Genomic DNA, 11,538 nt, shown 5'->3' on the forward strand with positions numbered 1-11,538 from the left:
CCGCTTTCCCCTGCGCGCACGCGCGTGCGCCGCGCGGCGCGGCGTCCCGGTCGCGGTCCCCGTCGGCCGGCCGTGCCGTACGGTTCCGGCGATGGCCGCGTCCCCCGTCGACCCCGACGCCTACCGCCGCGCGATCGGGGGCTTCGCGACGGGGGTCGCCGTCGTCACCGCGGTCGGTCCCGACGGGCCCGCGGGACTGACGACGAACGCCGTCAGCTCGCTCTCGCTCGATCCGCTGCTGCTGCTCGTCTGCTTCGACAACGGCAGCCGGACGCTGCCCGCGGTCCGGCACCAGGGCCGCTTCGGCGTGAGCATCCTCCGGGAGGACCAGGAGGACGTCGCCCGGGTCTTCGCGAGCAAGCGCCCCGGGCCCGAGAAGCTCGCCGCGGTGCTGCATCGCGTCCACGAGGGCGTGCCGGTCGTCGACGACGCGGCCGCCTGGATCGTCTGCGAGCTCCGCGAGCTGCTGCCGGGCGGCGACCACACGATCGGCATCGGCGAGGTCCGCGACGTCGGCGAGGACCCGGCCGCCGCGCCCCTGCTCTTCCACCGCGGCGCGTTCGGCGTCGCCGGGACGGCCGCCTGAGATGGCCGGCGTCGCGCTCGTCGTCAGCCTCGTCGTCTCCGCCGTGGCGCTCGTGACCGGGGCCTGGGGGGCCTGGCTCTGGCAGCGGCTCGAGGCCGACCCGCGGTACTGGATCGGCGTGCGCGCGACCCAGGCGGGCGCGCTGCTGCTGACGCTCCTCGCCGGCGCGGTCTGGCTGGCGCCCGACAGCGAGCCCGACAACTGGCTCTTCTGGCTCTACGCGCTGCTGCCGCTGGCGGTCTCGCTCGTCGCCGAGCAGCTGCGGATCGTCGCCGCCGAGCAGGTGCTCGAGCGGCGCGGGCTCGAGGGCGCGGCCGACGTCCGGGGCCTCGACGAGCCGGCCCAGCGCGCGATCGTCCGCGAGATCGTTCGCCGCGAGGTCGGCGTGATGGCGGCCGCGGCGCTCGTGATCGCGTTCCTCGCGCTGCGGATCGTCGCCGAGCGCGGCGGCCTGTAGCCCGCGACCGTCGCCGCCGCGGTGTCGTGCGGACGCGTCCGCGAACGCCGACCTCCGAAGTTGGTATTAGGGAGACCGAATAAGCGGTGGGATCACCCACCGTCCCCGTCGGGAATTGACGCGGTGTCGAGGCCCGCACGTGGCACCCCGCACGGCGCCTCGTGGCCGCTGTGACGAGCGGCGGCGCGACTTCGTGAGGACCCGCACGAATGGCCGGAAATCCGGCTGTTCGACGCGCCATCCGTGCCCGGGTCGACGGGTGCGGGGTGATAGAACAGGCGGAGTGCTTCGGTCGTACTTGCCGCTGCTGGTCTTCCTCGTCCTCTCCACCGGCGTTGGTGCGTTCTTCCTGATCGCCAACACGCTGCTGGGGCCGCGGTTCAAGCGCCGACCCACGACCTACACGGAGGACGCCTACGAGTGTGGGCTGCCCTCCGAGGTCCAGCAGGGCTTCCGGTTCGGGATCAGCTTCTACCTGATCGCGATGCTCTTCCTGCTGTTCGACATCGAGGTCGTGTTCCTGTACCCGATCGCCGTCGAGCTGCGGACGGTCGGGACCTTCGCGCTGGTCGAGACGGGGGTCTTCATCGTCCTCCTCCTGATCGCGTTCGTGTACGTCTGGCGCCGGGGGGCCCTCGAATGGAAGTGATCCGCCACGGGTCCGGCTCGGCCGGTGCCCTGACCGCCGGCGGCGCCGGCGACCCCGCCGCCTTCCGGGCCCGCCAGCTGCGGGCCCGTGATCTGCTGCGCGGCGAGCTCGAGGGGGAGGAGCTCGAGCAGCACGTCGAGGAGAGCGTCCTCACGACGACGCTCGACAAGGCCGTCAAGTGGGCGCAGGGCAACTCGATCTTCCCGCTGACCTTCGGCCTCGCCTGCTGCTCGATCGAGATGATGAGCCTCGTCGGCTCCCGGATGGACATCTCGCGCTTCGGCGGCGAGGCGATGCGCGGCACGCCGCGCCAGTCCGACCTCATCATCCTCGCCGGCCGCGTGTCGATGAAGATGGCGCCGGTCGTCCGGCGCGTCTACGACCAGATGCTCGAGCCGAAGTACGCGATCGCGATGGGCGCCTGCTCGTCGTCGATGGGCGTCTTCAACAACTACGCCGTCGTCCCGGCCGACAAGTTCCTGCCGGTCGACGTGCACGTCCCCGGCTGCCCGCCGCGGCCCGAGGCCGTGATGTACGGGATCCTCAAGCTGCGCCGGATGATCCAGGACGACCCGACGATGGGCTGGCGCGACCGCTACCGCGCGGTCGGCACGGAGGAGCTCGGCGCCCGCCCGCAGGACGCGGAGGCGCAGGAGCGCGAGGCCGCCGCCGCGGAGGCCGAGGCGCAGGCCGCGGCCCGCGCGCAGGCCGAGCGGGAGGAGCGCGACGCCGCGATCGCCGCCGCCCGGGAGGCGCGCGGCGAGGAGCCCGCCCCGGCCGCCGAGGCGGGGGAGGACGAGGCGCGTGCCTGACGCCAAGGCGCTCGAGCGCCTGGCCCACATCATCGACGCCGAGCACGAGGACCGCAGCGTGGTCCGCGGCGTCACGCACACCCACTGCCGCGCGGAGATCGAGGTCGAGGCGGCCGCGATCGGCCCGACGCTCGAGCGCCTGCGGGCCGAGGGGTACACGATGCTCGTGTCGCTCCACGGCGTCGACTACCTGCCCGAGGAGCCGCGCCTCGGCGTGGCCTACGAACTGCTGTCGATGCACCACCAGGACCGCGTGTCGGTGAAGGTCCGCGTGCCGATCGACGAGCCGCGGATCCCGTCGGTGACGCCGGCCTGGCCGACCGCCGACTACCAGGAGCGCGAGGCGTTCGACATGTTCGGCATCGTCTTCGACGGCCACCCGGACCTCCGCCGCATCCTCCTTCCCGAGGACTACCTCGGGCACCCGCAGCGCCGCGACTTCCCGATCGGCGGCGAGCCCGTGCTCTTCACGGAGAACGAGACCGGCAACCCGGGGTGGTGGAAGTGAGCGACGAGACGCCGCGCCGCGACCCGTCCGCGCCGGGCGGGCAGGAGCCCTCGGGCCCCAGCCACCGCGAGCAGGACGCGCCGGCGGGCACCAGCACGACCGAGCGCGAGGCGGGCGCGAGCGCCGCCGACCTCCTCGGCGGGACGCCCGGGGGCCCGCTCACGACGGTCGCCGACGGCCCCGCCGACCAGTCCGACCAGGCCGCTCGCGCCGCCTATCGCGCCGGCGAGGAGTCGATCGACTTCTCCGCCGAGCTGCGCGCCGTGGCCACGCGCGACGACGCCGAGCTCCTGACGATCAACATGGGGCCGCACCACCCCGCCACGCACGGGGTGCTGCGGCTGCTGACGACGCTCGAGGGCGAGGTCGTCCGGGACGTCAAGCCGGTCATCGGCTACCTCCACACCGGCATCGAGAAGACCGCCGAGGACAAGGCGTACTGGAAGGCCATCCCCGTCGTCGAGCGGATGGACTACCTGGCGTACTACTTCAACGCCATGGCCTACGTCGGGGCCGTCGAGGACCTGCTGGACCTCGAGGTCCCCAAGCGCGCCCAGTACCTGCGCGTCATCCACCTCGAGCTGAACCGGATCATGAGCCACCTCGTGTGGCTCGGGACGACGATGCTCGACCTCGGCGCGATCTCGATCTTCTGGTACGCGTTCCGCGAGCGGGAGACGATCCTCGACCTCTTCGAGTACTCCTCCGGCCAGCGGATGCACACCCGCTACTTCCAGGTCGGCGGCGTCGCCGAGGACATCCCCGTCGGCTGGGAGCAGAAGCTCCGCGAGTTCCTCGTCGAGATGCCCAAGCGCCTCGACCAGTACGACGCGATGCTCAAGAAGAACGAGATCGTGCTGCGGCGCCTGCGTCACACCGGCGTGCTCGACGCCGAGACGCTCCAGGGGTGGGGCGTGACGGGCCCGCTGCTGCGCGCCGCGGGCGTCCCGTGGGACCTGCGCAAGGCGATGCCCTACTCGTCCTACGACGACTTCGCGTTCCAGATCCCGGTCGGGATCGAGGGCGACAACTACGACCGCTACCTCGTCCGGACCGCGGAGATGCGCGAGTCGGTGCGGATCATCGAGCAGGCGATCGACGGCCTGCCCGAGGGACCGTGGATCACCGAGGACCGCAAGGTCGCCCTGCCGCCGCGCCACGAGCTGGCGACGTCGATGGAGGCGCTGATCCACCACTTCAAGCTCGTGACGGAGGGCTTCCGCGTGCCGCCGGGCGAGGCGTACCACGCGATCGAGGGCCCCCGCGGCGAGCTCGGCTGCTTCGTGCGCTCCGACGGGTCCTCGAAGCCCGCGCGCGTGCACGTGCGCGATCCCTCGTTCGTCAACCTGCAGGCCTACGGCGACATGGCGCGCGGCGAGTACATCGCCGACCTCATCGCCACGCTGGCCTGCCTCGATCCGCTCCTGGGAGGGATCGACCGGTGAGCTTCCGCAGAGACCCGCTGGGCCCGCTGGACCGCGAGGCGGTTCGCGAGGGCGACCACGTCCCGTCCGCCATCCCGGTCCCCGGGTCCCCCGAGGCCGGCGACGGGATCGACGGCCGCCTGTTCCACCAGGACGTCCACCGCTTCCGCGACGGCTCCCGCGTCCCCGGATGGCGCGAGTCCTACGACCCGGCGAAGGACCCGGCCGTCGTGCCGGACCCCGCCACGACGCCGGTCCCGGAGGACCTGCGGGCGGAGATCGAGGCGTTCATGGCGCGCTACCCGGATCACCGCTCGGCGGCGATCCCGGCGCTCGCGGCCGCCCAGCGCGTGCACGGCTGGTGCTCGCCCGAGGCGATCGAGCAGGTCGCCTGCGTCATGCGGCTCACGCCGGCCTACCTCACCGCCGTCGTCGGCTTCTACGACATGCTCGAGGCGCGGCCGGTCGGGCGCAAGACGGTCTACGTCTGCACGAACATCTCGTGCTCGCTGCGCGGCGGCGACGAGCTGCTGGACGCCCTGCGCACCGAGCTCGCCGACGACCCGGACGTGAACATCCGCGGCTTCGAGTGCCTCGGCGCCTGCGACATCGCGCCGATGTGCTCCGTCGACGGCACGTACGTCGGACCGGTCGAGGACGCCGAGATCCCGACGCTCGCCGACGACATCCGGCGCGGGGCCGACCCCCTGCCGGCCAAGCAGCTCGTGCGCCGTCGCGTCGCCGACGTCGCCGCCAACTCCGACGACGTCCAGCGGGCCGCCGTCGACGCCGGGACGATCGGCCCGGTGCTCCCTCCCGACGGTCCCCCGGTGGGTGATCTGCGATGAGCAACAAGCTCCTCTTCAAGGACATCGACGAGCCCGGGCTCGCCTCGATCGACGTCTACAAGCGCCGCGGCGGCTACGCGATGGCCGAGCAGGCGCTCGCCATGGCGCGCGAGTCGATCGTCACGTCGCTGAAGGACTCCGGCCTGCGCGGCCGCGGCGGCGCCGGCTTCCCGACCGGCCTCAAGGCCTCCTTCATCCCCCAGGGGAAGATGGACAAGTACCTCGTCTGCAACGCGGACGAGTCCGAGCCGGGGACCTTCAAGGACCGCGAGCTCATCCAGAAGAACCCGCACTCCCTCATCGAGGGGATGATCATCGCCGCCTACGCCGTCGGGGCGAACAAGGCGTTCATCTTCATCCGCGGCGAGTACGTCCAGCAGGCCGACATCCTCGAGCGCGCGATCGAGGAGGCGAAGGCCGCCGGGTACCTCGGCCCGAACGTCCTGGGGCGCGGGGTCGAGCTGGACATGTGGGTCCACCGGGGCGCCGGTGCCTACATCTGCGGCGAGGAGACCGGCCTGCTCGACGCGCTCGAGGGCCGGCGCGGCAACCCGCGCCTGAAGCCGCCGTTCCCGGCGAACCAGGGCCTGTACCAGGGCCCGACGCTCATCAACAACGTCGAGACGCTCACGGCGATCAAGTACATCCTCGAGGTCGGCGCCGAGGCCTACGCGGCGATGGGCGTCGAGAAGTCCTCGGGCACGAAGCTCATCTCCGTGTCGGGCAACGTCAAGCGCCCCGGCAACTACGAGATCGAGATGGGCATGACCGGCCGGGACATCATCTACGGCCTCGCCGGGGGGATCGAGGACGACCGCGAGGTCCTCCTCTGGTTCCCGGGCGGCTCGTCCTCGCCGGTGCTCACGAAGGACGACCTCGACCTGCCCTACGACTACGAGTCGATGGCCGGCGCGGGGACGATGCTCGGCTCCGGCGCGATCATCGTCGCCGACGACTCGAACTCGGTCGTCGACATCGCGGTGAAGACCGCGAGCTTCTACAAGCACGAGAGCTGCGGCAAGTGCACGCCGTGCCGCGAGGGCACGAACTGGACGACGAAGATGCTCAAGCGCATCCAGTCCGGCGACGCGACGCCAATGGACCTCGACGTCATCGAGTCGGTCTGCAGCCAGATCATGGGCAACTGCCTCTGCGTCCTCGGCGACGCGATGGCGATGCCGGTGAGCTCGATGGTCAAGAAGTTCCGCCCCGAGTTCGAGACGCACATCGAGGCCGCGCGCGCCGCGCGCGAGGCGGCGCTCCTGGCCGAGCTCTCGGCCGACGGGCCAGGGCGCGACGTCCTCCACGGGATCGCGGCGGACTGACATGCCCCGCCCCGAGATCGAGGAGATCACCTTCACCGTCGACGGCCGCGAGGTCGTCGCCGCCGCGGGCACGATGCTCGCCGACGCCGCGAAGCTCGGCGACGTCGACATCCCCGTCTTCTGCTACGAGCCGAAGCTCGGCGCGCCCGTCGGCGCCTGCCGCATGTGCCTCGTCGAGGTCGAGGGCATCCCGAAGCTCCAGACCGCGTGCTCCACGCCGGTCCGCGACGGGATGGTCGTCCACACCGAGACCGACCGCGTGAAGGCCGCGCAGGAGTCGGTCGTCGAGTTCCTGCTCCTGAACCACCCGCTCGACTGCCCGGTCTGCGACAAGGGCGGCGAGTGCCCGCTGCAGGACATCTCCTACGGCTGGGGTCGCGGCGAGAGCCGGATGGTCGAGCCGAAGCGGCACTTCGAGAAGCCGGTCGGCCTCTCGCCGTTGATCGCGATCGACCGCGAGCGCTGCATCCTCTGCTACCGCTGCGTGCGGTTCAGCCAGGAGGTCTCCGAGGACTACCAGCTGATCCTCCACGAGCGCGGGGCCGACACGTTCGTCGGCACCTTCGACGGCCACCCGTACGTCGCGCCCTTCAGCGGCAACATCATCGAGCTCTGCCCCGTCGGCGCGCTGACGAGCCAGGCCTACCGCTTCCGCGCGCGCCCGTGGGACATCGAGCAGTCCGGCTCGGTCTGCACGCTCTGCCCCGGCCAGTGCAACGTGAGCTACACGGTCCGCGACGACCGCGTCCAGCGCGTCCTCGCGCGGGACAACGACGCCGTCGACGACGGCTGGCTCTGCGACCGCGGCCGCTTCAGCTATCAGTCCACGACGGTCGACGAGCGGATCACGCAGCCGCTCCTGCGCGACGGCGGCGAGCTGCGTCCCGTCGGCTGGGACCGCGCCCTGACCGAGGCCGCGCGGCTCCTGAAGCGCGAGGGCGTCGCGGCGCTCGCCGGCGGCGGCACCTCCAACGAGGAGGGCTTCCTGCTGCGCAAGCTCGTCGTCGAGACGCTCGGTAGCCCCGACATCGACTCGACCGGGACCGGCGGCGCCGGCACGAGCCTCCCGGCCCCGCTGCTGGCGGCGCTCGACGCCCCGGCCGCGCAGGCCACGGTCCCGGACGTCGAGTGGGCCCACGCCGTCCTGCTCCTGGACGTCGAGCCGGTCGACGAGATGCCGATCCTCGACCTGCGGATCCGCAAGGGCGTCCGCCGGCACGGGGCCCGGCTGGCGATCGCCACGAGCCGCCCGTCGAGCCTCGACCCGATCGCCGAGCAGTCCGTGCGCTTCGCGCCCGGCGCCGGCGAGGCCTTCGCCTGCGCGCTGGACGCCGCCGTCGGCGGCGTCGGCGACGTCGCCGGGCTGGCGCAGGCCGCCGGCGCGGATCCCGCGCGGGTCGAGGCGCTCGGCCGGATGCTGCGCGAGGCGGGCGAGGACGTCGTCGTCGTCTGGGGCCCGCGGCTCACCGACGGCGGACCGACCGCCGACCCCGCCGCGGGCGCCAACGCGGCCCGCGCGCTGCTGAAGCTCTCGGGTCGCCTCGGGCTGCTCGAGGACCGCGAGGGCGCGGGCCTGCTGCACGTCCCCGGTGGCGGCAACGGCCGCGGCCTGCGCGAGATGGGCGTCCTGCCCGCCAGCGGTCCCGGCTACGCCGAGCCCGACGAGATCGGCCGCGGCGCCGCCCAGATCGCCCGGGCCGCCGCCGCGGGCGAGATCACGACGCTGCACCTGCTCCACGTCGACCCGCTCGAGCAGTTCCCCGACACCGCGCTCTGGGGCCGCGCGCTCGAGCACGCCGGCGTCATCGCCCACGCGAGCTTCCTGACGCCCGGCGTCGCCGAGCACGCCACCGTCGTCTTCCCCGCCGAGGCGAGCCCGGAGCGCGAGGGCACGGTGACGCACCCCGACGGTCGCGTGCAGCGGCTGCGTCCGGCGGTCGGCCGGCCGGGCGAGGTCCGCCCGACCTGGCAGGTCCTCTCGCAGCTCATCGCCATGGCCGGCGGCCGGGCGAGCGCGCTGACGTCGATGATGGTCACGAGCGAGTACGCCGAGCGCGTGCCGTTCCTCGCGGGCCTCACGCACGACGAGATCGGCGGCTTCGGCGTCCGCTGGCAGGAGCGCGAGGCGGCCGCGGCCTTCCCGGACGGGGAGAGCGGGCCGTTCAGCCTCGAGGCCCCGACCGGGACCGCCGAGGTCGACGGCGCGCTGCGCCTCGGACGCTACCGCTCGATCTGGGCCGCGCCCGAGGTCGCCAACGCGCCCGCGCTGCGGTTCCTGCAGCCGCGCCAGCGCGCCGAGCTGCACCCGTCGGACGCCGAGGAGCGGGGGATCCGCCACGGCGACCAGGTCGTCGTCTCCGTCGGGCCCGGCGGCGCCGTCGCGCCGAGCGAGGTCGCGGCGGTCGCGCACCTGCGCTCGACGGCCAACCGCGGCAGCGTCTTCCTCGAGGGCGGCATCGCGCAGGACAGCGCCGACGCCCTGGGTGCCTCGGGCGACCTCGTCCGGATCGCCCGCGCGCCCGTGCCGGTCGCCGTCGGTGCGACGGACGGCGCCACCGACGCCGGCGCCACGACGTCCGCCGGGATCGACGCCCAGGCCGACGGGACGGAGTCCTGATGACGCTCGCCACCGTCGGCTACTTCGAGCCCTGGTACGTCCAGCTCCTCAAGACGCTGATCATCTTCGGGATCGGGTTCTCGCTCGTCCCGCTGGCGCTGCTCTACGAGCGCAAGCTCCTCGGTCGCTTCCAGAACCGGCCAGGGCCCAACCGCGTCGGCCCGTTCGGCTCGATGCAGCCGGCGGCCGACATCCTGAAGCTCATCTCGAAGGAGCAGTTCCAGCCGCGCGGGGCGATCGGCTGGCTCTTCAAGCTCGCGCCGCTGATCTCCGCGGTCGCGGCGCTGGCGACCTTCGCGCTGATCCCGTTCGGCCGCACCCAGGACGTCTTCGGCACCGACGTCGGCCTGTACGTCGCGGACTCGAACATCGGCCTGCTGCTCTTCTTCGCCCTGAGCTCGCTGGGCTCCTACGGGGTGCTGCTCGGCGGCTGGTCGTCCGGCTCGAAGTACTCGTTCCTCGGCGCGATGCGCGGCGCCGCCCAGCTCATCTCGTACGAGATCTCGCAGGGCCTCGCGCTGCTGGGCATCGTCATGACCGCGGGCTCGCTCTCGCTGTCGGAGATCGTCGAGCACCAGAACGGGATGTGGTTCATCGTCCCGCAGATCGTCGGCGGCCTGATCTTCTTCGTCGCGACGCTCGCCGAGATCAACCGCACGCCGTTCGACCTGCTCGAGGCCGACTCCGAGCTCGTCGCCGGCTTCATGACCGAGTACGGCGGCGGCCGGTTCGCCCTCTACTTCGTCGGCGAGTACGTCCACCTCGTGGTCGCCGGCGCGATGTTCTCGACGCTCTTCCTCGGCGGCTGGAACCTGCCGTTCGGCATCGACCCGCCCGGCTGGGTGGACCCGATCGTCGTCCTGGCGAAGACCGGCCTGATCGTGTCGCTGATCATCTGGATCCGCGCCTCGCTGCCGAAGGTCCGCTACGACCAGCTGATGTCCTTCGGCTGGAAGGTCCTGCTGCCCCTGGCCACCCTCAATGCGCTCGTCACGGCGATCATCCTCGTGACGCTCGCGGACTAGGAGCCCCCGATGCCCTCGACTGGTTCCCGCCCGCCCGCCCGCTCCTGGGCGCCCGACGACGTCGTCGCGGTCCAGCGCGGCCCCGAGCCCGGCGGGCTCGCCGGCGCCTACCGCGTCTTCGGCGAGACGCTGCGTGGCCTCAAGACGTCGTTCGGTCGCGTCGTGGAGGGCACGACGACGATCGAGTACCCCGAGGAGAAGACGCCGGTCTACCCGCGCTTCCGCGGCCGTCACCGGCTGCACACCTTCGAGGACACCGGCCTGGAGAAGTGCGTCGGCTGCTCGCTCTGCGCCGCCGCCTGCCCGGCGGACTGCATCCGCGTCGTGGCCGCCGAGAACGATCCGGAGGACCGCGTCTCGGGCGGCGAGCGCTACGCCGCGGTCTACGAGATCAACCTCAGCCGCTGCATCTTCTGCGGGTACTGCGAGATGGCGTGCCCGTTCGACGCGATCACGATGGGCCACGACTACGAGCTGGCCGACTACAACCGCTCGGACCTCATCTTCACGAAGGAGATGCTCCTCCAGGAGCCGCCGGAGCGCACGCCGCTGCGGGCCGCGGGGGAGTAGGGAGCCCGCCCACCCATGAACGAAGCGCTCTTCTTCTTCGCGGGGCCGATCGCGGTCCTCACCGCGCTGGGCGTGGTCGTCCTGCGCAACCCGTTCTACGCGGTGCTGTCGCTCGTCGTCCACCTGCTGTCGCTGTCGCTGCTCTTCCTCCTGCTCTACGCGCCGTTCCTCGCCGTGATCCAGGTGATGGTCTACGTCGGCGCGGTGATGGTGCTCTACGTCTTCGTCAACGCGTACGTCGGCGGCGCCGACGACGCGGGCGGCGGACCCGGGCGGCCCCTGCGCTGGCTCGCGGGCCTCATCTCGATCGGCGTCGCGGCGACCTTCGGGATCGCGCTGCTGGGCTCCGGCCTGACGGCGATCGACTCCGACGGGGCCGAGGTCGGCGCCGACTTCGGGTCGCCGGGCCAGATCGGCGAGCTGCTGCTCACGAAGTTCCTGCTGCCGTTCGAGCTCGCGTCGTTCCTGCTGCTCGTCGCCGCGGTCGGCGCGGTGGTCCTGGCCCGTCGCCGCGGCGGCACCCTGCCGGGCGAGACGCGCATGATCGCGGCGCTCGACCTGCTCGCTCCGACCGGCACGGGCTCGATGCGCGAGGGCATCGGCGCGATCAACCCCGTCCCGGGCGCGGTCAACACGAAGCTCCCGAGCGGCACGCGACCCGACGGCGGCACGGCCTCCGGCGGCACCGCGTCCCGCGACGGCGGAGAGGATCGCTGA

The 11,538-nt window shown here is 72.6% G+C and carries 12 protein-coding genes; all 12 read left to right on the plus strand.

Annotation, left to right across the window (positions count from 1 at the left end; all coding sequences use genetic code 11):
* Window positions 1–91: 91 nt before the first annotated feature.
* Window positions 92–586, plus strand: a complete 495-nt coding sequence (locus SK069_RS05385) for a flavin reductase family protein (RefSeq protein WP_319953169.1) — start codon at window positions 92–94, stop codon at window positions 584–586.
* A 1-nt stretch (window position 587) separates the two neighbouring features.
* Window positions 588–1,043, plus strand: a complete 456-nt coding sequence (locus SK069_RS05390; RefSeq protein ID WP_319953170.1) for a hypothetical protein — start codon at window positions 588–590, stop codon at window positions 1,041–1,043.
* Window positions 1,044–1,326: 283 nt separating this feature from the next.
* Complete coding sequence (locus SK069_RS05395; RefSeq protein ID WP_319953171.1) at window positions 1,327–1,692, plus strand: NADH-quinone oxidoreductase subunit A; 366 nt, start codon at window positions 1,327–1,329, stop codon at window positions 1,690–1,692.
* A complete protein-coding gene (locus tag SK069_RS20225) occupies window positions 1,683–2,504 on the plus strand; it encodes an NADH-quinone oxidoreductase subunit B (RefSeq protein ID WP_406628253.1) in 822 nt (273 codons plus the stop codon). The genes SK069_RS05395 and SK069_RS20225 overlap by 10 nt, the downstream gene beginning before the upstream one ends.
* Entirely contained in the window at window positions 2,497–3,012 is a 516-nt protein-coding gene (locus SK069_RS05405; RefSeq protein WP_319953172.1) for an NADH-quinone oxidoreductase subunit C, read from the plus strand. Before SK069_RS20225 ends, SK069_RS05405 begins: the two co-directional genes overlap by 8 nt.
* Window positions 3,013–3,314: 302 nt before the next feature.
* Window positions 3,315–4,457, plus strand: a complete 1,143-nt coding sequence (locus SK069_RS05410) for an NADH-quinone oxidoreductase subunit D (RefSeq protein ID WP_406628261.1) — start codon at window positions 3,315–3,317, stop codon at window positions 4,455–4,457.
* Window positions 4,454–5,284, plus strand: a complete 831-nt coding sequence (locus tag SK069_RS05415; RefSeq protein ID WP_319953174.1) for an NADH-quinone oxidoreductase subunit NuoE family protein — start codon at window positions 4,454–4,456, stop codon at window positions 5,282–5,284. The genes SK069_RS05410 and SK069_RS05415 overlap by 4 nt, the downstream gene beginning before the upstream one ends.
* Complete coding sequence (gene nuoF / locus SK069_RS05420; RefSeq protein WP_319953175.1) at window positions 5,281–6,609, plus strand: NADH-quinone oxidoreductase subunit NuoF; 1,329 nt, start codon at window positions 5,281–5,283, stop codon at window positions 6,607–6,609. Before SK069_RS05415 ends, nuoF begins: the two co-directional genes overlap by 4 nt.
* Before the next feature lies 1 nt (window position 6,610).
* Complete coding sequence (gene nuoG / locus SK069_RS05425; protein WP_319953176.1) at window positions 6,611–9,226, plus strand: NADH-quinone oxidoreductase subunit NuoG; 2,616 nt, start codon at window positions 6,611–6,613, stop codon at window positions 9,224–9,226.
* Window positions 9,226–10,251 (plus strand): NADH-quinone oxidoreductase subunit NuoH, encoded by a 1,026-nt coding sequence (gene nuoH / locus SK069_RS05430; protein ID WP_319953177.1) that lies wholly within the window; start codon window positions 9,226–9,228, stop codon window positions 10,249–10,251. Before nuoG ends, nuoH begins: the two co-directional genes overlap by 1 nt.
* A gap of 9 nt (window positions 10,252–10,260) precedes the next feature.
* Entirely contained in the window at window positions 10,261–10,821 is a 561-nt protein-coding gene (gene nuoI, locus SK069_RS05435; RefSeq protein WP_319953178.1) for an NADH-quinone oxidoreductase subunit NuoI, read from the plus strand.
* 15 nt (window positions 10,822–10,836) lie between these two features.
* Window positions 10,837–11,538 (plus strand): NADH-quinone oxidoreductase subunit J family protein, encoded by a 702-nt coding sequence (locus SK069_RS05440; RefSeq protein ID WP_319953179.1) that lies wholly within the window; start codon window positions 10,837–10,839, stop codon window positions 11,536–11,538.

The sequence above is a fragment of the Patulibacter brassicae genome (genome assembly GCF_033949425.1).
GTDB lineage: Bacteria > Actinomycetota > Thermoleophilia > Solirubrobacterales > Solirubrobacteraceae > Patulibacter > Patulibacter brassicae.